Raw genomic sequence first — 20,990 nt, forward strand, 5'->3', positions numbered from 1 at the left:
ACGAGTATAGTACAGAAGCACAAGGCTGCGTATATCTAATGGTCAGACGGTTATGGTACAAAGTCGCGAGAAAGGCTGGGCGCAAATTTAAATAGGAGCCCCGCGTCTCGTTTGGAGGCGCTTTATCCTGGTTAAAAAATGTATAGCAATGTTCAGCTTAGAACTCTGCCTATGCTTTCGAAGCGAGTTTTGCTTCGCAAAACTAAGCCTATGCTTTCGAAGCGAGTTTTGCTTCGCAAAACTTTTAAGGAGGACCGTTGATGACACGCACGCCGAAAGCCGTACATCTGCTCGCTACGGATGAACTGCACGATCTCTCGGAGCATATCCGGACCTTGCTGATGCGCATCGATCGACTGGAAGAGCAGAACAAACGCCGCAACAAGTCTGAGCGGCGCTATCGCCATCTGATCAAAGCTCCCCTGCCGGAAGCCTGAACCGCCGATGCCGCCCCGCTTCGCTTCTATGCGAACGGGGCGGCATCGGCGGTTTGATGTGAGCGCGTTGCAGCACGTGCGGCACGTCGCTGTCCGGTCGTCAGCCTTCTAATCGCATCGTCACAATCGTATTGAGCGCCGGGGAGCGGCCATACCATGGCGGCTTGATCTCACGCAGCTTTACGAATCCTTGCCGTTTGTACATCGCAACCGCCGCATGGTTGGTGTCGGCCACCTCCAGCTCGAAATGCCTGTACGGCGTTTGGGCGATGACGTGCTCCAGCAACTGGCGCGCCATGCCTTGTCCCCGCCACGGCGGTGCAGTCGCGACCGCTTCGATGAAGCCGGTCGACTCATCTTGGGTCTCCACGGCTTCGTGAAACATCTTGCCCAGCGCATAGTGAAAGGCCGTCCCTTTAAACCAGCCCAGCTCCTGCCTCATCAGTGCCCGGTCAAATTGGAGCGCGCGCCTTACCGGATCGGAACAGGCCATAATGCTGACGGGGTGCCCCTCAGCCATCGTTGCAAAAAAACGGTCCGGCACCATCGCGTTTCCGATGATGCGGATCAGGCGCTCCTGATCCTTGGAGAGTCTGCCGAGCTCCGGATAGCTGCTGACAAACACCTCGGCGGCCTTCTGCCTCCCCTGGGCATCCAGCTCCGACACTTGGCAATACTCGATCCGTTCCATCTCCTGCCTCCTCTAGCCCATGGGATTAATCATTAACATTTGCGCCATTTACAATTCACGAGACATACCTTTCAGATAAGATATATTTAGTGTACGCAATGATTAACACCGTTCGTACCGTTCACAGACTGAACTTCTCTCGGTCTGCAGGCGGAGGGGACGATGCGGAAGATGGGCGGCTTGGCAGGGGACAGCAATGATCGGAGAATGAGTGGACGAACTGCTATACGGCATTTATTTCGCTCCACCGTGAGTGAACGCGCCGGATTAAACGCCTTGCGGCAGTTATTTCGAGCCACCGTCAGGGCGGTATTCCTAAGCGCTCAGATCGAATACGAAATTTCATATTTATTTTTGCCAATACGGGGAATTCGGTTGATCGAATATGAAATTTCATACTCATAGCGCCATTTTCAAGTTTTTTGGCCAAATGAGTATGATTTTTCGCATTAATTCAGGAGCGGTTGGTCATGGAACTGTAAATCGATCAAGATGTTGGGCAAGACGCAAATGCCCCTGCCTCAGGGAGGCAGGGGCATTCATGTAAGTTAGTCTTGTCCGGCGACGAGCCGTTTGGCTTCATCGTAGACGGTCTGCAGCGGCACCCGGTGTTCACGCGCCGCGCGGGCGGCGTCCTCATACTCCGGCGACTGGTGCCACAGTACGCCATCCCGGTAAGCCTGCTTGACCCGGACGGGACCATATCGCGTCTCAGCCGTCACCCAGCTGCGGTCCAGGATCTGCCGGGACCAGCTGCTGCGGCGCACGCCCAGCGTCGACGTCTCCCGCAGCATGATCTCTTCGCACCGCGCCGCGTCCGACTCCCGGCACAGCGCAGTCAGCAGGGCGCCTGGGCGGTTCTTCTTCATCTGCACCGCCGTGCTGTATACATCCAGTGCCCTGCCATCCTCCAACAGCCGCTCTATCGCATAGCCGATGAACTCGCCCGGACAATCGTCCATCTGAGCTTCGAGGACAACCACCGTCTCTCGCTTCGGCTCAGCGGAGGCCGGGTCCGTCAACACGAGGCAGCGCACGACATTGGGATGGTCAAAATCTTTCTTCCCGGCGCCATACCCGATGCTGTCGATGGTGCCGGCATCCAGCGGTCCGAAGCTCTCCGCCAGCGCTCGCAGGATGCCGGCGCCGGTCGGTGTCGTCAACTCCCCCCGGACATCGAGCGGTGCCAGCGGGATGCCGCGCAGCAGCTCGGCCGTCGCCGGGGCAGGGATCGGATACAGGCCGTGCGCCATCCGCAGCTTGCCGCTGCCGGTCGGCACCGGAGAAGCCGCGACCCGGTCGATATGCAGACTCTCAAGCGCCAGGCAGAACCCGATGATGTCGATGATCGAGTCCATCGCGCCGACTTCGTGGAAATGGACATCCTCCGGAGGCATGCCGTGGATCTTGCCCTCCGCCACAGCGATCGCCTCGAAGATCGCCCGGCTGCGCGCCTTGACCCGGGGCGGCAGTTCCGAGTCCGCGATGCCCTGCAGAATATCGGCAGCCCGGCGGTGCTCATGGTCGTGGCCATGCGCATGTCCGTGGTTGTGGTTGTGCATATGGACATGTCCGTGATCGTGATTGTGGTGGTGCGTATGCATGTGCTCGGCGTGATCATGCTCATGTCCAAGGTGACCCGATGCGTGATCACTGCCTTGCCCATATGCGTGGCTCGCATCCGCCTGATGATGCGAATGATGATGATCGCCAATACCGTGATAGTGCTCGTGTTCATGAGACATCCCGCTGTCGTGGGCATGCATGTGGTTCCCATGACCGTGCATAGCATCTCCAACGCCCTGGGCATGCGTATGGTCCCCATGACCGTGCATGCCCCCTCCATGGCTGTGGGCCTGCGCGTGGTCGCCGTGACCGTGCATAGGCCTCCCGTCTCCATGAGCGTGCGCACCGCCATCCGTACCCTCACCGCCTGCAAATACAAGCGAGAGCTGCTTGGCTGCGATGCCTCGCTTCATCACCGGCAGCACCTGCATCTCGAAATTATCGAACGGCAGCCGGCGCAGATGCGTCACAATGTAGTCCAGATCAGCTCCCGCATCAATGAGCGCGGCCAGCGCCATGTCGCCGGCAATGCCAGAGATGCAGTCCAGATACAGCCGCTTGCCCATCAGTCGTTCGCCTCCTTGACCAGCTGCAGGATTGTGCTGGCATAACTAGCCGCACCGAAGCCGTTGTCGATGTTCATGACGGCGACACCAGTCGCGCATGAGGTCATCATCGCCAGCATCGGCGTCACGCCCTGCATATGAGCACCATATCCGACAGATGTCGGCACGGCAACGACCGGCCGCCGCACCATCCCGCCGACCACACTGGCGAGCGCGCCTTCCATGCCGGCGACGACGATGACGACATGCGCCTTGCGGATGTCGTCGCGATAAGCCAGCAGCCTGTCGATGCCAGCCACCCCTACATCATAGATGCGCTGCACCCGGCAGCCCATCCACTCCGCTGTCCGTGCCGCCTCTTCGGCGACAGGGATATCGCTGGTACCGCCGCAGAGCACGGCAATATGGCCCGGCAGCTGCACCGCCGCCTCGCCGTATTGCAGCAAGCCCGACTCCTCGTGGAAGACGGCCTCCGGGATCAGCAGCGCCAGACGATCGCCTTTCTCCGGGGAGAGCCGGGTCACCAGCGCCCGGCCGTGATGGGCGATCAGGCGGCGGACGATTGCTTCGATCTGCTCCACCGTCTTGCCGGCGCCGAAGACGACCTCGGGAAAGCCCGTCCGCTCCTCCCGGCCCACGTCGAGCTTGCAGAAGCCCAAATCCTCGAATGTGCTCACACGCCCGCCTCGCTTTCCAATACCCGGTTCATGCTGCCGCTCTTATAGCCGGACAGATCCATCGTGACGTAGGTGAAGCCGAGCGAACGCAGATGGACGCTCACCGCTTCCCCTACCTCTGCCAGCGCCTGCAGCATCGCCGGCTCCACCTCGATGCGAGCCATCTCGCCGTGGACGCGCACCCGCACCTGCCGGAAGCCGAGACCATGCAGATATTGCTCCGCCTGGTCGACACGGGTCAGCTTGGGCAGGGTGATCTCCTCGCCATAGGCGATCCGTGAGGACAGGCAGGCAAACGACGGCTTATCCCAGTTGCGCAGCCCCAGCTCCTGAGCCAGCGCCCGGATCTCATGCTTGTGCATCCCCGCCTCCTGCAGCGGCCCGCGCACGCCCAGCTCCGAAGCGGCGCGCACGCCGGGACGATGCTCGCCCATGTCGTCGGCGATCAGTCCGAAGACGATCGTGCGGTAGTCGTCCCTCGCGAGCAAGGGCAGCAGCTCCTCGAACAGATTGCGCTTGCAAAAGTAACAGCGGTTCGGCGTATTCTCGGCATAGCCCGGGATCGACAGCTCTGACGTATAGACGACCTCGTGACGGGCGCCCAGCTCCCCAGCAAGTCGGCGGGCATCCTCCAGCTCGCGGGAAGGATACGTCTCCGAGTCCGCGGTCACGGCCAGCACCCGCTCCGGTCCCAGCGTATCCAGCGCCACCTTCAGCAGCAGTGTGCTGTCGACGCCGCCGGAGAAGGCGACGACGACTCTATCCATCTCGCTGAGCAAGCCCTGCAGCCGCTTATGTTTGTCCTGCAGCATCGTTATCACAACCTTCTGTATAATACGTGTTCAACGCTTCGCGATCTAGCGGACTTCTTGAACAACCTTTACAAGTGACGATAGAGGGGAACGCGGAAGATGCGCCCACCCTCTATCTACCGTTAGCTATCAGTTCAACACGCCCGTCAGCTGGGCTTCGTCCGCCGCCTGTAGCTCCGTCACCTCGCGGAAGGTTTCCTGAAGACCTTCATACACCTTGGCATGGAGCGGCAGCAGTCGCTCGTAGACGTGACGATGGGCAGGGTTCGGCTCATAACGAACCTCCCGCGCCTCCGTCTCGCTATCAACCGCCGGCGTCATCTGCAGTCCAACCGCTTCAAAGCCGATCATCGCAGCGCCAAGACCTGAGCTCTCGATAATCTCGGGGACGATCACCGGCAGTCCGAGCATATCCGACAGCAGCTGGCAGATGAAGCGCGAACGGGTGAGGCCGCCGGAGGCGCATACCTCCTGCGGATGAACCTCCATCCGTTCCATCAGCTGGACGATCTGGGCGATCTGGGCCAGAATGCCTTCGACGGCGGCCCGCACCATATGCGGCTTGCCGTGCGACAGCGAGAGGCCAAAGAAGACGCCGCGGCTGTCGGCATTCCAGTAAGGGGCGCGCTCCCCGGTCAGCATCGGCAGGAAAAGCAGGCCGTTGGCGCCGGGCTGTACCCGCTCCGCCTGCTCCAGCAGCTTGACGAACGGGTCCTCGCCCGGCACGCCATGGATGCCGGGATCGTCCTTGAGCAGCTGATCGGCCAGCCAGCGGAGCACGATGCCCGCATTGTTGGAAGCGCCGCCGATCGCCCAGTGATGCTCGTCCAGCGCATAGCAGAACAGCTTGCCTTCGCTATCCAGCGTCGGCTCCGGCACGATCGTACGAACGGCGCTGCTCGTGCCGATCGAGACAGCGACCCGATCGGGAGACATGACGCCGATCCCGAGATTGGCGAGGACGCCGTCGGAGGCGCCGATGACAAATACGGTGTCTGTCCTCAGTCCCATCGCGGCAGCATCGTCTGCCGACAGTCCGCTCAGCTGGTACGACACCGGGACAGGCTTGGGCAGCTGCGATGCCTCTACCCCCGTGAGAGCCAATGCCTCGCGGTCCCACGCCAGCTCCCGCAGGTTGAACAGACCGGTCGCGCTGGCGACGGAGTAGTCCACGACGCACTGGCCGAACAGCTGCATCAGCACATATTCCTTGATGCCCACATAATGGCGGGCCGTCGCCGTCACATCCGGCCGATGCTCCTGCATCCATAGCAGCTTGGTGAGCGGCGACATCGGATGGATCGGCGTACCTGTACGCCGATAGATCGCCAGTCCTTCGCCCGACGCCTGCAGCGCCTCCGCATGCGCCGCTGAACGCTGGTCGGCCCAGATGATGCTGCCGGTCAGCGGCCGCCCTTCATCATCGAGCGCGATCAGGCTGTGCATCGCGCTGCTGAAGGATACCGCGCTCACGCATCCCGGCGCGCACCCGGTCTGACTCATGAGCGTGCCGACGCCCTGCTTGACGGCGGCCAGGATGACATCCGGATCCTGCTCCGCCATGTTCGGACGGGGGAGCATCATCGGATAGCCCACCGTCACACAGTCGACGACTTTGCCTTGCTGGGTGATCAGCAGCGATTTGACGCTGGTTGTTCCTATATCTACTGCTACTACAACAGGGGATTGCTCATTCATTTCGGCAGATATCCTTCCTCATCAAAAGTCCATTCGTACGGCTCGCTGATCACCTCGATCTGTGGATGCTTCGCCGCTTCCTCCAGCAGCGTCTCCGAGATCTCGATCTCGCCCAGATGAAGGGTGTCCCGGATCCGGATCAGCTTGCACGTCGTATAATCCAAGATGTTGCACGTCTTGACCGCCGCTTTGATCGCATCCCGGTCATTGGCCAGCGTGGTCGCCTGCTTCGTCGGTGCGCAGACCGTCGAGGTCAGGCCATTGGCATAGGTTCCCGGCCAGTCGGCCTTGGACACCAGACGGGCTGTCGTGAAGTCTGCCGTGCCGACGCCGTTGGCATTGCCTTTGGACTCCGGCGTCAGGTCCAGCACGACCATCTTGTTCACGTCCGGTCCGCCATGGGCATAAGGCGTCGGGTAACGCCCTGTCACATTGGGATCGGCGCCGTCGCCGCTGATGTTCTTGCCGATGTAATCCATGACGAGGACGTCGAAGCTGTCGAAGAAGAACTTCGGCAGATTGGCCTTGGCCTCCTCCAGCAGCACTTCCTCGCGCGCCTCCATCCGCTCGGCCGGGATCGCTTCGACGCGGCGGATCCGGTCATAGGCGTTCTCGACGACCGCCACACCGAAGACGATCGGCAGCTTCTCCAGCATCACATTCGCCATTGCCGGCACGTTCTCCGCCATATACTTGAAACCGAGCTGATGACAGGCTTCGGCGCCCTTCTGCTTGCCCAGCCCGATCGCCACCATCTTCAGCAGACCGCTCTCGATCCGGCCGCGGAAGGCGGTATGCGGCTTGACCCGGTTGATGACGATAATCGCATCCGCTTCCTCCGTCGCGATCCGGTCGGCATAGACCGGCAGACCGTTGTCCAGCTTGGCCAGCAGCACGACGTCCATCGAGGAGCGCACGGGCGCGCCCATTCGTTCTTCGCTCATGCCCAGATGGGCCAGCACCTCGGTCTGGCCTTCGGCGGTCGCGCCGCCGTGACTGCCCATGCAGGGCACGAGGAACGGCTCGCCGCCTGCAGCCTTCACGGCGTCGACGACACATTTGGTCAGCTCGTCGATCCGCGAGACCCCGCGGCTGCCGACAGCGACCGCTACCTTCATCCCGGGCTTGATCCGGTCGATGCAGCCTTCGCCGCCGAGCTGTTCCTGCAGCACGGCGATCGGATCCTCCAGCTCCGTATCGTCGAACCGCTGGCGGATCTTGACCATGCGCGGCAGCGGGATATCTTGTACCAATTGACTTAACACATCACTCATATCGTCATCGCTCCGAATCCGCCGTCGACCCGCATCAGCGTACCCGTCACAAACGAGGACGCCGTCCGCGAAGCGAGATAGACGACTGCGCCCTGCAGCTCCTCCGGCTTGCCGAAGCGGTCCATCGGCGTATGCGACATAATCGACGCTATGCGTTCTTCGGATAATATCTTGCGGTTCTGCTCTGCCGGGAAGAAGCCCGGGATAATCGCATTGACCCGGATATCATGGGGAGCAAACTCCCGTGCCAGAAACTTGGTGACGCTGTTGACGCCCGCCTTCGAGGCGGAGTAGGTGAATACCCGGGACAATGGCGGATCCGAGGACACCGACGAGATGTTGATGATCGAGCCGCCGCGGCCCTGTGCGATCATCTGCTTGCCGAAGATCTGGCTGGAGAGCACGACGCTCTTCAGATTGACATCCATGATGCGGTCCCATTCCTCCATCGTGATCTCCAGGAACGGCGTCGCGCTGTTCGTACCCGAGCAGTTCACCACCGTATCGATGCTGCCGCTCCAGTCCAGTACAGCTTTGCGCGTCTCCTCGAGCTCCTCCGGCTTGGTGACATCCGCTTGCAGACAGATCGCTTCGCCGCCTGCTTCTTCGACGCGCTGCTTCACTTCCTCCGCCTTATCCATATTGCGGCCGACGATCGCGATCCGCGAGCCGTATGCGCCCAGCGCTTCCGACAATGCGGCTCCCAGCACACCGTTGCCTCCCAATACAATCGAAGTGGTACCTTTCAGATCAAATAAATTCATGCCTCTATCGCTCCTGTCCTGGTCAGTTTCGTTCATCTCTCGGCTCGCTCCCGCAGAGGAGCCGCCTCACGCAAAGCATAACGCAATTGCGGCGCCGCCGCTTATCTGCTATTGCCTAAGATACGTCCTGACTTGACTGTGGTTGCCCTGTTCGGCTATGAACCGGCGTCCGCTGCCCATAGCTTTTTCAACTCGGCCGCTCCAGCTGTCTGCGGTACTGCTCCGGTGTCACGCCGACATACCGTTTGAAGACTCTGGTGAAATGAGCGGGATGCTTGAACCCGACCCGGTAGGAGATCTCCGTCAGCGTTACCGATGGCTGCATGCCGATCATGATGCACGACTGGTTGATCCGGCGCTCGAACAGATAGTGGAAGACCGTCACACCTGTCACGCGCTTGAACAATTTGGATAGATAATGACGATTGAGATGCAGCTCCCGCTCCAGGTCTTCCAGATGAAGATCTTCCATATAATGTTGCTCAACATAAGTAATCATATCCTGCACATGCTGCAGCTTCTCGGAAGCTGCGGCCGGCGGCAGCGCCAGCAGTGTCTCGCACCAACGGCAGATGCGGGTCAGCAGCTCGCAGAATGCCAGATGGTACTGCACATAGGCGAGCTTGTCCTGCGGAATGTTGCACTCCTGCATCCGGCTCAGCAAGCGTTCCGCTTCCTCGCGCTGCTGCGGCTGCAGCCGCAGACGTACGTTTTTCAACCGGGTGAAGGGCTCCAGCAGATCCGCCCCTCCTGGGATCCGCAGCATCTCCTGTACGTAGCCGACGTGAAAATGGCAGACCGACCGGATGTAAGGGCGATCCTTGGCGGCATTGGCACAGTGCAGTGTCATCCCGTGCATGATGATCAGATCGCCGGGTTCCAGCTCGTAGATCCGCTCGCCGATCAGGAAGCTGCAAGCCCCTTCATGAAAATAATAAATCTCGTATTGAGGATGCGAGTGGAAGACGGCTTCGATCGGCTGTTCATCACGGTAGCGGAAATAAATCGTATCGGTATGGATGCTCCAGCGGGATGCCAGCACGGCGTCCACTCCTCTCCCCAGCTTGATCTAATTATAGCAAAAAAACCGGCGGATCGTCATATCCGCCGGCAGGGATGCATTTCCCGAATATTCGTCTGCTCCATGTTCTCCCACTTGTCTCTGGCTTAGCCGATCTCGATCCGGAAGGTCATCAGCTCGTATGGCTTGATGCTCGCCCGTATCTCGTCGCCATCGCCGCGCTCGCCCTCCGGACGCTCCAGCAGGTCGCAGGCCTGCCAGGAACGGATGCCGTGCGCGCTGGCGATCCGCAGCTCGCCCCGACTCCCGCCGTATTCGTGCAGACGCAGCACGACAGCGGTGCCGTCCTCGCTTTTCTTCACGGCGTCGACCAGGACATGCGCATCGCCATCGATGGTGAAGAGTGCTGCCGGAAGGCTCTCGGCCGCGCCTCGCGAGACGGACAACGGCTGGTTCAGCGCAAAGGCTGAGGCCACGGTGCCGCCCTCCAGCCAATCTCCGCGGTGCGGCAGCAACGAATACGTAAACACATGCTCGCCAAGGTCTGCCGTAGGGTCCGGCACGATAGCCGACTTGATGAGCGTCAGCCGCATCGTATGGTCCTTGATGTCGTAGCCATACTTGCAATCATTGAGCAAGCTTACACCGTAGCCGCGCTCGGACAGATCCGCCCACTGATGACCCACGGTCTCGAAGCGGGCATAATCCCAGCTCGTATTCCAATGCGTCGGGCGGCGGACATTGCCGAACTGGATATCATACGTCGCCTCCGTCGCCCGGATGTCTACAGGGAATGCCGCCTTCAGCAACTGCCGCTTCTCCTGCCAATCGGCGCGAGTCTCAAAGTCGATGCGCCGGTGGCCGGCGTGAAGGATCATCCGCTGCTCGATCTTGGAATCCATGTAGGTCCAAGTGAAAGCTACGGCGAGGTGGAGCGGGCCGCACTCGGCGATCCGAACCTTATCCAGCCTGTCCACGGTGCGCAGCTTCTCCTGGTAGAACAGATCGATATCCCACGCTTCATGGCGGCTCTTCGGCTTGTCCTCGAACACCTGCAGCACATTGCCCTGCTCGCCCGGCGCCAGCACCTCGCGTCCGGCTTCCTTGTCATAGATCCGGCTCAGACGGCCCGCGTCATCCCAGGCAATGATGTAGAAGGGCGACTCGACCTCGGATGCGCCGATACGAAACGGGCTGTCCGCCGCCGGGGTATCGTTCCCTGCACGGAAGTAGATGGTCCGCTGCCCCAGACCAGGCACATCCGGTACCAGCACGCTCCAACAGTTATACTCTTCCGCGTATTGGGCGGCAAGCGGCCTGCCCCGCTCATCCTCCCAGCTTCCTGCGACCTCAGCAAGGCTGAGGATCGCCGCTTCTTCCGTGCGGGACCAGTTCGCACTATTCCATACTGTAAATGCTTGTCGGGTCTCACCTGCGTCCGCCCCGGTCGTGAGCGCTTCGGCAGCCTCTGTCCAGGCCTCGTGCGCCACCCGCTCGGCTACCGCATATTCCTCCTTGCAGTCATCGTACACTTCCTTGATGGAGGAACCGGGGATGATGTCGTGGAACTGGTTGCGCAGCACGATATTCCAGCCTTCATACAGCTCTTCCTGAGGATAACTCTGCCAGCCTTCTGCCAGCGCCTGCCGCACGGCCAGCCACTCGGTTTCCCGATAGAGCAGCTCCAGCTTGCGGTTCATTCGTTTGATGAACGCCTGGCTCGTATAGGTCCCCCGGTGCAGCTCCAGATACAGCTCGCCGTCCCAGGTATGAACATATTGATCGCTGGCTGCGACGGTCTCGCGCAGCTCCTCAAAATAGGCATCGGCACGGCCAGTCGTCACCTGAGGCAATCCCGGCATATCCGCCAGACGACGGCGCATCTCCAGCATCTCGCGGTTCACGCCGCCGCCGCCATCGCCATAGCCATACGCGAGCAGCAGCTTGCGGTTCATATTTTTATCCCGGTAAGCGTCCCAGATGCCCTGGATCGTCTCCGGCATGATGGCTCCGTTGTACGTATAGTAGAAGCTGCCTTCCGAGCCGCCCGGATCCGGTGTCGTGATGAAGTGGGTGAGGATCTCCGTCCCGTCGATGCCCCGCCAGGTGAAGGTGTCATGCGGCATCCGGTTGTACTGATTCCAGCTGATCTTGGTCGTCATAAACGTCTTGATGCCGCTCTTCGCCAGGATCTGCGGGAGCGCCCAGCTGTACCCGAATACATCAGGAAGCCACAAATAATCGCATTGGACATCGAACTCGCGCTGGAAAAAGCGGATCCCATGCAGCAGCTGACGCACCAGCGACTCTCCCGAAGAGAGGTTGCAATCGGCTTCCAGCCACATCGCGCCTCCGACCTCCCAGCGGCCCTCTGCCACGCGCTGCTTGATGCCTTCATAGATCGAAGGATAGTCCTGCTTGATATACTCATAGAGCTGAGGCTGCGTCTGCAGAAACACATACTCCGGGTCCTGCTCCATAAGGCGGAGCACTGTAGCAAAGGAACGTGCCGACTTCTCGCGTGTGTGCTTCAAGCGCCACAGCCAGGCCACATCGATGTGGGTATGTCCGATGCACTGGATCGTCACAGGATGATGCTTGGGCAGCTCGCTGAGCGACTCCCGCAGCACTCTGCGCGCCTCTGCTGCCGACTGATAGAATGCCTCCGAGCCCGGCCGGGACCAGTCGAGGATCCGGAAGGCCCGGTCCAGTCGCGTCAGCAGCTCATGATGCTCAGCCATGTTCTCATGCAGCTCATGCACCGTCGCCAGCATCGCGCGCCCCGTATAGTACAGATCGTCGACGGCTTCATCGAGCCAGCACAGCTCCGCCTGTTTGAGCTGATGCTCATTGATGGCTTGACTGTTATAACCGCCAAGTCCAGACCATAGTCGAAATGCCAGCTGCAGCGTGCGCCCTGCGGCCTCGTCTGGAAGGAACACCTCCTGGTGATTGGTGTCCACGCCCTGATACGGCTCCCCGTCCACGAAGAGAAGCGACTCGAAGCCGCTTGTGCCCGCACCGATGCCGAAGTTGAAGAGGCCGAGCACCTTGCGCCCCTGCCACTCCGCCGGAATCTGGGCTTCGCTGGTCAGCCAGATATAGCGGTCCTTGCCCAGCCAGCGTGTCCCGAGCTCCACCGGCACAGCAGCTTCGGGACTCGGGGGAACGGTGCCAATCGCCCCCTCTTCGTCGTCCTGCCAGCGGCAGCTCAATCCCAATGCATCCCGATAACGGAGCGGTTCGAGCATGTTCAGACGGTCCTGCAGCTTCTCCTGGGTCCAAAACATCGTAATTCCTCCTCCAGTAGTCCATTGATATCACGTGTTATCATCGGACAGAAACCCCCTTTAGCCTCAAGCTGCCGGGTATTTCACCCCTCTTGCCGTTCACTTGGGAGTAATCTTTACTTACGTGACTCGTGCAGCCCCGTACTGTCCCGCACCGTCAGCCTGGCCGGAACCCATAGCTTGGTCCGCTCGTCCATCCGCCGCCCCTCAATCATATCCAGAAGCCGCTCCGCGCCCGCTCGTCCCATCTCCAGGTACGGCACCTCCACTGCGGACAATGACGGCACCAGATAATCATTGGCCTGCCTGGTATCGTCTGCAGCCATCACATACAAGTCGCTGCCGATCCGCATGCCCAGCCGATAGGCCGCCTCGTAGATGTGCCGGCTGCCGCTGGACCAGTTCGTCAACAGCGCAGCCGGCCGCTCCAGACGGTTCAACAGTTCCTGCCACCAGGAGGATTGATCCTCTCCCTCATCGCAGAGCTGATGAATAACCGGTTCCCACCCTCGCTCCGCCATCCAGTGGAGATAAGCTTTGCGCCGATGGACATCGCCCCAATTCGGCGCATAAACAGGCGGGTTATACAACTCCACGTAGACCGGTACAAGGGCCGTTGCCTCATGGAGATGGTCGAGGGCCAGCTTCACGCTCTCTTCATAATCCATCAGCACCGAGGTCACGTCCTGTCTATCCGGATAACCCTCTACCGATACGTAAGGCATGTCCGCTTCGTGCACGTCCCGTATCCAAGTATCTTTACTGTAGCCGGTCACATCCTTGGTCAGCAATCCGTCGATCCGGCGCTGGTTGTACAGCTCGATCAGCCACCGCTTGTTTTCTTCGGACTTATTATGACCATAGAGCAGCAGATGATATCCCCTCGCGGTACACGCCTGTTGTACGCCCTGCAGCATCTGCAAGAAAAAGGAGTTGTCCAGATTGCCGTAAGCCGCGATACAATTGCTCTTCCCCAGCCGCATGCTCCGCGCTTGCGCGTCCACCGTATAATTGAGCTCAGCAATCGCCACTAAGACCCGCTTCCGCTTCTCTTCGCTAACCCGGATGCCTGGCGTGTCGTTGATCACGGCCGAGACGACGCCACGCGAGACTCCGGAGAGCTTGGCTACATCATGGCTCGTCACCCGTTTCTTCATGACCTTCACCTCTCTTGTAGGATAACACGTGTCAAAACGTAAGATCAAGAGAAAAATATAGAGAAAAAAGGTCCACTCCTCGTTCGTCGGACCTCCTTCTCTTACAATTGTCAATCCGCCCCTATTAACCGAACCGCTGTGTCTTGTACCACTTGGTTTTGCGTCCCGTCACCTTGTCGACTACACCCGAGACAAACGCTTTTAGCGTGATTAAGATAAACAATTGCGCATAGGTAAAATAGGACAAGCAGGATAAGATAAAATTCTGGGTATTGCTCTGGCCGATATCCGAAGCCAACGCCAGATTGATCTGCAGGACATATAAATAATACATCAGGCCCCAGGCGATGACCAGATAGACATAGACATCGCCGGAAAATTGAAACGGCAGCGCCACTTCCTTAAAGAAAACGTTGATGCCGAGGTAGATCATATTGATGACAAAGATAATATCCGACACGATAATGGCAAGCATGAACCAAAAATAACTGGCCGCGTAATACAGCACATGCAGCTTGATTCGCCAGCTGGATTTGTTGAACAGATGATGCAGATTGTCGGTGACGACGGCAAAATTGCCTTTGGCCCAGCGTTCCCTCTGCTTCATATATACCTTGAGCTGCTCCGGTTCCTGCTGATAGGCTTCGGCCTGCGGCGCCAGTGCGATCAACTGGTCCCGCTTCAGGATCTCAAATGAAATCGCCGTATCCTCTGTGATCGCTGTTACATCCCAACCGCCGATCTCGCGGATCAGCGACGTCTTGATAATGAAGTTGGTCCCCGGGATCGTCCCTAGCTTGAACAGCTCCCACAGTCCTGTATGATAGATGCGCTGCGCGGTAACCAGCTCCAGATTGATGCATTTGGAGAGGAAGTTCTGTTCCCGATTGCGAGCTTTATTACGACCGAACACCGCGCCGTAACGCTCCGGATCCTCCGCCGCCTTATGCATCAGGAAAAACAGCGCATTGCGCTCCGGAGCCGCATCGGCATCAAAGATACAGATCCATTCGTTCTTGGCATGCTCCAGCGCATCGTTTAGGGCGCCCGATTTGCCTCCGGTCCCTTTGCGCTCCATAATGAACAGGTCCCGGTGCCGGTAGCTTTCCTTTTGCATAAGCGTCCTGAGCTTGCCTGCCGTGTCGTCAGAGCAATTGTCTGCCACGATGATGACTTGGACCTTCTCGGGCGGATAGTTGAGCAGCAGGATATGCTCGGCGGTGGCCGCGATAACCAGTTCCTCGTTGTGCGCCGGTACGATGACCGTGACCGTGGGATAATCATCCATATGGTCTGGCAGCACAACCTTCTGACGATTTTGCCGGAAGATGAAGCGGATCGCACCACTCATAATTAGAATGGACTGGAAGACGGATACCCAGATGCTGATGATCGATAAGATGAGCAGAGCTTCAGTCACCTAGTCGCCCCCGATCATATTTTTTGCGGACGGCCGCCCGGAAACTCAGTGTCGCGATCGTAAGAATGAGGATCGCAATGGCAAAAATGATACTGATCACAATGCATAGGGGGATAAACCAGCTGAGATAGGACATGGTTTCACTCCTTCTGAATGCTAGTCGAGCCTGCTTGCATTAGATGTATTCACCGATCAGATCTGTCTCGGTATTGCGCTCCAGCGCAGCGACCACGACGTTGATATTTTCGTATTTGCTGAATTGATCCTCCGTAAACACCAACGCCCCCGAGCGAATCACCAGATTCAATTGCCTTCCTTTCTGGTCGACCAACGGCAGCTTCATCAACGCTTGCTTGATCCTATCGAGTGTCAGCTTCAGATGGTCCATGCTCGTCATCGGCAGCAGCAGGACAAAACGCCCCTCATCGATAGAGAACTTGTAATCTTCGTAACGGAGCTCTTGTTGAATCTCCGTCGACAGTTCCAGCAACAGCGCCGCGTACCCTTTGGAGCCGAGCGACTCCTGGAGCAGCGGCAGGAAGTCGATGCGCAGCATCGCCAGGCAGAAGCTGTACTGCTCCGGGTAACGCTTCGCCAGATTGGAGTGTTTGATCACCGCTTCCGCCAGCGCCGGTTTATTGCCAAGCTCAGTATCCAGATCGACCTCCGGCATCCGCTGCTCCAGCTGCCGCAGCCGTTCGGTAAACCGTCTGGACCGGATCATCGTGACCTTGATGAGAGCGGCAGCCAGGATATTGGCAGGCAGCAGCAGCAGCCAAGAGATGGTCAGTGCATCCGTATCGGCGAATGTCGCCAGCCAGACAAAGTAAGCCACCAGATAGACGAAAGTGAGGACGACCGACACACCGGCCGGCAGGACCAGTCCCAGCAGTAGGGCTGCCAGCGCAGCCAAACTATAAGTCAGGTCGCTCAAAGAGAAGGACTGCTCCAAATAGACGTTGAAATATACGAGCAGCTCCTGTACCATCGCCAGCGCAATGAGCAGAGCATAGCCATAGATCATCCTCCGGTAAGGCAACTGATGCTTGTTCATGTCTCTCTCGTATCCCCCTTTCTCAATAAGTTAAGCTATGGTTCAGCGCGCTTTGCTCAGAGCTGTGCCGCCGATTAACGGCAATAGATTGTCAAAAATATGCGTGTTGCCGTCGAAAACGTATCCGCCAGGGTAATCGCCATCATGATCGCGCAGCTCCAGCATCCGTTCATTCAGTCGCTCAGCCAACAGGATATCCTCCCAACGCACGGCGAGCAGGATCGCCAGGCCGTAGACAGCCGGAGATTCATACGAGGTGGCTGGCTGACTGGTGCGTCGGTCGTACCTGCCTGCCACCTCTCCAGTTCGGTCAAGCTCCTGACGGATGAATTCGAGCAGCGGACGCGTATCTCTGCCGGCGTCTGCCGCATGCAGTCCCACGATCAATTGATCGATCATGTTGACCTGTTCATCGAAGCCGTATTCACTGTTAGCTACATCATAATACTTCGGATAGAATGGCGGCTCATCAGGCATCTTGAGCAGCAGAGTGATATATCGAGCATACTCGTCCTCGGACAATAAACCATGTCGGCGGACGCCATCCAGAGCGCCGACATCCACATACACCAGGCTAAGACGCGTGGGCCGCTCATGACGTCCAAAATCGTAGAAGTCCACCAGATAGCCTTCATGCTGTCCCCGCAGAAGCAATGTCTCCGCAAGCGCTAAGGCACTCTGGATATATGCGGATTCATCCCACTGTTCGCCCGCCTGGAGCAGTGCACGTGCAATCCGCAGGTCATCCCCCAGCGCGGTGGTCGTTACCTCCGCTTGCCCATCCTCGGTAAGCTTCCAATAAACATATCCATGGTGATGCCGAAACAACCTCTTGAACACCTCATAGCTCTCGGCAAACACCGTCGGTTGATCACGCAGCACAGCAGCCTCCATCCACAGCCCCAATGATTCCGAGAGTGCCTCGCGTCCTGCTGCCAGCTCCGGATCTGTAGATGGAGCCGATTTTAGATATGTAGCAAGGCTGCCATTGGCATTCATCATATGATTCTTGATGAACCGCTCAGCCGCGTCCAGTTCATCCGAGTGCTTCATCAGCTTCCAGCCTGCCCACAGGCCGCCCCCTGCCAACAAGATTACGGCAAGTGTCAACCACAGTAACTGACGCGAACGATTCTTCATTAGTCCCTCCTTCATTCTACAGATTTATATGGTAATCTATAGATCCCCACCTCATTCCCCATTATGTTAGTTTAGATTATACATGATGAAACGCCGGCCCAAAAAGTAATTATTGGCATATCAGGTTGGATTTGAAAAAACAAAAAAACCTCTTGAAAATTCGAGAGGTTTTTGTACTTGATGCGCATGGAGGGACTTGAACCCCCACGCCAAAGGCGCTAGATCCTAAGTCTAGTGCGTCTGCCAATTCCGCCACATGCGCGTGAAAAGTGAGCCATGAAGGGCTCGAACCTTCGACACCCTGATTAAAAGTCAGGTGCTCTACCAACTGAGCTAATGGCTCAAAACAAAAAAATGGCTGGGGCACTAGGATTCGAACCTAGGGGTGACGGAGTCAAAGTCCGTTGCCTTACCGCTTGGCTATGCCCCAACGCTGATGGTGGACGCTGAGGGGATCGAACCCCCGACCCTCTGCTTGTAAGGCAGATGCTCTCCCAGCTGAGCTAAGCGTCCTCATATGGTGACCCGTAGGGGATTCGAACCCCTGTTACCTCCGTGAAAGGGAGGTGTCTTAACCCCTTGACCAACGGGCCTAGAAAAATGGAGCTCTCAACCGGGATCGAACCGGTGACCTCATCCTTACCATGGATGCACTCTACCTACTGAGCTATGAGAGCATGAATGGCTCCCCGAACAGGACTCGAACCTGTGACAACTCGATTAACAGTCGAGTGCTCTACCAACTGAGCTATCAGGGAATAGTACACATTCAGTGTGTCGTTGCACACTGAAAACTGGATGCGAATCAAAGCAAGGTAAGTCTTAGCTGAGATATTTAGGATAAGCCCTCGACCGATTAGTATCCGTCAGCTGCATGCATTGCTGCACTTCCACCCCGGACCTATCAACCTGGTCGTCTACCAGGGGTCTTACATACTGGGAAATCTCATCTTGAGGGGGGCTTCACGCTTAGATGCTTTCAGCGTTTATCCCGTCCGTACATAGCTACCCAGCGGTGCTCCTGGCGGAACAACTGGTACACCAGCGGTACGTCCATCCCGGTCCTCTCGTACTAAGGACAGCTCCTCTCAAATTTCCTGCGCCCACGACAGATAGGGACCGAACTGTCTCACGACGTTCTGAACCCAGCTCGCGTACCGCTTTAATGGGCGAACAGCCCAACCCTTGGGACCTACTTCAGCCCCAGGATGCGATGAGCCGACATCGAGGTGCCAAACCTCCCCGTCGATGTGGACTCTTGGGGGAGATAAGCCTGTTATCCCCAGGGTAGCTTTTATCCGTTGAGCGATGGCCCTTCCATGCGGTACCACCGGATCACTAAGCCCGACTTTCGTCCCTGCTCGACTTGTAGGTCTCGCAGTCAAGCTCCCTTATGCCTTTGCACTCTACGAATGATTTCCAACCATTCTGAGGGAACCTTGGGGCGCCTCCGTTACACTTTAGGAGGCGACCGCCCCAGTCAAACTGCCCGCCTGACACGGTCCCCCTACCGGATTCACGGTAGCGGGTTAGAACTCCGATACGATCAGGGTGGTATCCCAACGGCGCCTCCACCGAAGCTGGCGCTCCGGCTTCCAAGGCTCCCACCTATCCTGTACAGATCGTACCAAAGTCCAATATCAAGCTGCAGTAAAGCTCCATGGGGTCTTTCCGTCTTGTCGCGGGTAACCTGCATCTTCACAGGTATTAAAATTTCACCGGATCTCTCGTTGAGACAGCGCCCAAGTCGTTACGCCATTCGTGCGGGTCAGAATTTACCTGACAAGGAATTTCGCTACCTTAGGACCGTTATAGTTACGGCCGCCGTTTACTGGGGCTTCGGTTCACAGCTTCGGGTTACCCCTAACCGCTCCCCTTAACCTTCCAGCACCGGGCAGGCGTCAGCCCGTATACTTCGCCTTACGGCTTCGCACAGACCTGTGTTTTTGCTAAACAGTCGCTTGGGCCTTTTCACTGCGGCCCCCTCGGGCTATTCACCCTACCGAGGCACCCCTTCTCCCGAAGTTACGGGGTCATTTTGCCGAGTTCCTTAACGAGAGTTCTTCCGCGCGCCTTAGCATGCTCTGCTCGCCTACCTGTGTCGGTTTACGGTACGGGCACCTTCACCTGGCTAGAAGCTTTTCTTGGCAGCTGGAGCTCATGACCTTCGCTACTGTAATTTTCGCTCCCCATCACAGCCCAGCCTTACGATGAGCGGATTTGCCTACTCATCAGCCTCACTGCTTGGACGGACATCCATCAGTCCGCGTCACTACCCTTCTGCGTCACTCCATTGCTCATAACGGCTACGGTGGTACAGGAATATCCACCTGTTGTCCATCCACTACGCCTTTCGGCCTCGCGTTAGGTCCCGACTTACCCTGAGCGGACGAGCCTTCCTCAGGAACCCTTAGGCTTTCGGCGGATCAGATTCTCACTGATCTTTTCGTTACTCATACCGGCATTCTCACTTGTGTACCGTCCACCAGTCCTTACGGTCTGACTTCAACCTATACACAACGCTCCCCTACCCAATGCATTGCTGCAATGCCATAGCTTCGGTGGTGTGTTTAGCCCCGTTACATTTTCGGCGCAGAGTCACTCGACCAGTGAGCTATTACGCACTCTTTAAATGGTGGCTGCTTCTAAGCCAACATCCTGGTTGTCTGGGCAACTCCACATCCTTTCCCACTTAACACACACTTGGGGACCTTAGCTGATGATCTGGGCTGTTTCCCTCTTGACAATGGATCTTAGCACTCACTGTCTGACTCCCGGTCATACGTCTATGGCATTCGGAGTTTGACTGGACTTGGTAACCCTTGCGGGCCCCGCACCCAATCAGTGCTCTACCTCCACGACGCTCACACCGAGGCTAGCCCTAAAGCTATTTCGGGGAGAACCAGCTATCTCCGGGTTCGATTGGAATTTCTCCGCTACCCCCACCTCATCCCCGCATTTTTCAACATGCGTGGGTTCGGGCCTCCAGTGCGTGTTACCGCACCTTCACCCTGGACAGGGGTAGATCACCCGGTTTCGGGTCTACAACCACGTACTATCTCGCCCTATTCAGACTCGCTTTCGCTGCGGCTCCGGCTCTCCACCTTAACCTTGCACGTGATCATAACTCGCCGGTTCATTCTACAAAAGGCACGCCATCACCCATAGAAAGGGCTCTGACTTTTTGTAAGCGCACGGTTTCAGGTTCTCTTTCACTCCCCTTCCGGGGTGCTTTTCACCTTTCCCTCACGGTACTGCTTCACTATCGGTCACCAGGGAGTATTTAGCCTTGGCAGATGGTCCTGCCGGATTCCGACGGGGTTTCACGTGTCCCGCCGTACTCAGGATCCGTCTCGGAGTGAGCTGACTTTCGATTACAGGGCTTTTACCTTCTCTGGCGGGCCTTTCCAGACCTCTTCGTCT

General features: G+C 58.0%; 14 protein-coding genes, 7 tRNA genes and 1 rRNA gene (1 of these 22 only partly in view). 1 reads left to right on the top strand and 21 read right to left on the bottom strand.

All coding sequences use genetic code 11. The features are described from left to right. The first annotated feature begins 260 nt into the window (after positions 1 to 260). Positions 261 to 437 (top strand): hypothetical protein, encoded by a 177-nt coding sequence (locus ABC336_RS11220; RefSeq protein WP_413238750.1) that lies wholly within the window; start codon positions 261 to 263, stop codon positions 435 to 437. A 100-nt stretch (positions 438 to 537) separates the two neighbouring features. Here the strand turns inward: ABC336_RS11220 and ABC336_RS11225 are convergent, their stop codons facing one another. From ABC336_RS11225 to ABC336_RS11325, 21 genes are all read right to left on the bottom strand, one after another. Continuing rightward, complete coding sequence (locus tag ABC336_RS11225) at positions 538 to 1,128, bottom strand: GNAT family N-acetyltransferase (RefSeq protein ID WP_413238751.1); 591 nt, start codon at positions 1,126 to 1,128, stop codon at positions 538 to 540. A 548-nt stretch (positions 1,129 to 1,676) separates the two neighbouring features. Next, a complete protein-coding gene (gene larC, locus ABC336_RS11230; protein WP_413238752.1) occupies positions 1,677 to 3,260 on the bottom strand; it encodes a nickel pincer cofactor biosynthesis protein LarC in 1,584 nt (527 codons plus the stop codon). Continuing rightward, entirely contained in the window at positions 3,260 to 3,937 is a 678-nt protein-coding gene (gene larB, locus ABC336_RS11235; RefSeq protein WP_413238753.1) for a nickel pincer cofactor biosynthesis protein LarB, read from the bottom strand. The genes larC and larB overlap by 1 nt, the downstream gene beginning before the upstream one ends. After that, positions 3,934 to 4,749, bottom strand: a complete 816-nt coding sequence (gene larE / locus ABC336_RS11240) for an ATP-dependent sacrificial sulfur transferase LarE (RefSeq protein WP_413238754.1) — start codon at positions 4,747 to 4,749, stop codon at positions 3,934 to 3,936. Before larE ends, larB begins: the two co-directional genes overlap by 4 nt. A 129-nt stretch (positions 4,750 to 4,878) precedes the next feature. Beyond that, a complete protein-coding gene (locus tag ABC336_RS11245; RefSeq protein ID WP_413238755.1) occupies positions 4,879 to 6,447 on the bottom strand; it encodes a gluconokinase in 1,569 nt (522 codons plus the stop codon). Then, the gene (locus tag ABC336_RS11250; RefSeq protein ID WP_413238756.1) at positions 6,444 to 7,721 is read right to left on the bottom strand and encodes a nickel pincer cofactor-dependent isomerase, group 22; all 1,278 of its coding nucleotides are present in this window, start codon (positions 7,719 to 7,721) and stop codon (positions 6,444 to 6,446) included. Before ABC336_RS11250 ends, ABC336_RS11245 begins: the two co-directional genes overlap by 4 nt. Further along, the gene (locus tag ABC336_RS11255) at positions 7,718 to 8,485 is read right to left on the bottom strand and encodes an SDR family oxidoreductase (protein WP_413238757.1); all 768 of its coding nucleotides are present in this window, start codon (positions 8,483 to 8,485) and stop codon (positions 7,718 to 7,720) included. The genes ABC336_RS11250 and ABC336_RS11255 overlap by 4 nt, the downstream gene beginning before the upstream one ends. A gap of 187 nt (positions 8,486 to 8,672) precedes the next feature. Then, positions 8,673 to 9,527, bottom strand: coding sequence for a helix-turn-helix transcriptional regulator (locus ABC336_RS11260; RefSeq protein WP_413238758.1), 855 nt, complete (start codon positions 9,525 to 9,527; stop codon positions 8,673 to 8,675). 125 nt (positions 9,528 to 9,652) lie between these two features. Then, positions 9,653 to 12,796, bottom strand: a complete 3,144-nt coding sequence (locus ABC336_RS11265) for an alpha-mannosidase (RefSeq protein WP_413238759.1) — start codon at positions 12,794 to 12,796, stop codon at positions 9,653 to 9,655. Between the two features lie 116 nt (positions 12,797 to 12,912). Beyond that, positions 12,913 to 13,953: a LacI family DNA-binding transcriptional regulator gene (locus ABC336_RS11270; protein ID WP_413238760.1), complete on the bottom strand. Its 1,041-nt coding sequence runs from the start codon at positions 13,951 to 13,953 to the stop codon at positions 12,913 to 12,915. 124 nt (positions 13,954 to 14,077) lie between these two features. Continuing rightward, positions 14,078 to 15,373, bottom strand: a complete 1,296-nt coding sequence (locus ABC336_RS11275) for a glycosyltransferase family 2 protein (protein WP_413238761.1) — start codon at positions 15,371 to 15,373, stop codon at positions 14,078 to 14,080. A 175-nt stretch (positions 15,374 to 15,548) separates the two neighbouring features. After that, the gene (locus ABC336_RS11280) at positions 15,549 to 16,427 is read right to left on the bottom strand and encodes a GGDEF domain-containing protein (RefSeq protein WP_413238762.1); all 879 of its coding nucleotides are present in this window, start codon (positions 16,425 to 16,427) and stop codon (positions 15,549 to 15,551) included. Between the two features lie 42 nt (positions 16,428 to 16,469). Beyond that, on the bottom strand, positions 16,470 to 17,567 hold the full coding sequence (locus ABC336_RS11285) for a glycosyl hydrolase (protein WP_413238763.1): 1,098 nt from the start codon (positions 17,565 to 17,567) through the stop codon (positions 16,470 to 16,472). A gap of 181 nt (positions 17,568 to 17,748) precedes the next feature. After that, positions 17,749 to 17,829, bottom strand: a tRNA-Leu gene (locus tag ABC336_RS11290). 8 nt (positions 17,830 to 17,837) lie between these two features. Continuing rightward, positions 17,838 to 17,910, bottom strand: a tRNA-Lys gene (locus ABC336_RS11295). A gap of 12 nt (positions 17,911 to 17,922) precedes the next feature. Next, positions 17,923 to 17,997: transfer RNA gene (locus tag ABC336_RS11300), tRNA-Gln, on the bottom strand. Positions 17,998 to 18,004: 7 nt separating this feature from the next. Further along, positions 18,005 to 18,080 (bottom strand) — tRNA-Val (locus tag ABC336_RS11305). A 5-nt stretch (positions 18,081 to 18,085) separates the two neighbouring features. Then, positions 18,086 to 18,160: transfer RNA gene (locus ABC336_RS11310), tRNA-Glu, on the bottom strand. Positions 18,161 to 18,168: 8 nt separating this feature from the next. After that, positions 18,169 to 18,244 (bottom strand) — tRNA-Thr (locus ABC336_RS11315). Positions 18,245 to 18,249: 5 nt separating this feature from the next. Then, a tRNA-Asn gene (locus ABC336_RS11320) sits at positions 18,250 to 18,325 on the bottom strand. Positions 18,326 to 18,403: 78 nt separating this feature from the next. Continuing rightward, positions 18,404 to 20,990, bottom strand: a 23S ribosomal RNA gene (locus ABC336_RS11325); it runs 336 nt beyond the window's last position.

It is taken from the genome of Paenibacillus jepli, assembly GCF_047238105.1.
Taxonomy (GTDB): domain Bacteria; phylum Bacillota; class Bacilli; order Paenibacillales; family Paenibacillaceae; genus Paenibacillus_D.

Bases quoted from the DNA above. Each gene is read 5' to 3' on its own strand.
- ABC336_RS11220 (WP_413238750.1), top strand. From the start codon at position 261: ATGACACGCACGCCGAAAGCCGTACATCTGCTCGCTACGGATGAACTG.
- ABC336_RS11225 (WP_413238751.1), bottom strand. From the start codon at position 1,128: ATGGAACGGATCGAGTATTGCCAAGTGTCGGAGCTGGATGCCCAGGGG.
- larC (WP_413238752.1), bottom strand. From the start codon at position 3,260: ATGGGCAAGCGGCTGTATCTGGACTGCATCTCTGGCATTGCCGGCGAC.
- larE (WP_413238754.1), bottom strand. From the start codon at position 4,749: ATGCTGCAGGACAAACATAAGCGGCTGCAGGGCTTGCTCAGCGAGATG.
- ABC336_RS11245 (WP_413238755.1), bottom strand. From the start codon at position 6,447: ATGAATGAGCAATCCCCTGTTGTAGTAGCAGTAGATATAGGAACAACC.
- ABC336_RS11250 (WP_413238756.1), bottom strand. From the start codon at position 7,721: ATGAGTGATGTGTTAAGTCAATTGGTACAAGATATCCCGCTGCCGCGC.
- ABC336_RS11255 (WP_413238757.1), bottom strand. From the start codon at position 8,485: ATGAATTTATTTGATCTGAAAGGTACCACTTCGATTGTATTGGGAGGC.
- ABC336_RS11265 (WP_413238759.1), bottom strand. From the start codon at position 12,796: ATGTTTTGGACCCAGGAGAAGCTGCAGGACCGTCTGAACATGCTCGAA.
- ABC336_RS11270 (WP_413238760.1), bottom strand. From the start codon at position 13,953: ATGAAGAAACGGGTGACGAGCCATGATGTAGCCAAGCTCTCCGGAGTC.
- ABC336_RS11280 (WP_413238762.1), bottom strand. From the start codon at position 16,427: ATGAACAAGCATCAGTTGCCTTACCGGAGGATGATCTATGGCTATGCT.
- ABC336_RS11285 (WP_413238763.1), bottom strand. From the start codon at position 17,567: ATGAAGAATCGTTCGCGTCAGTTACTGTGGTTGACACTTGCCGTAATC.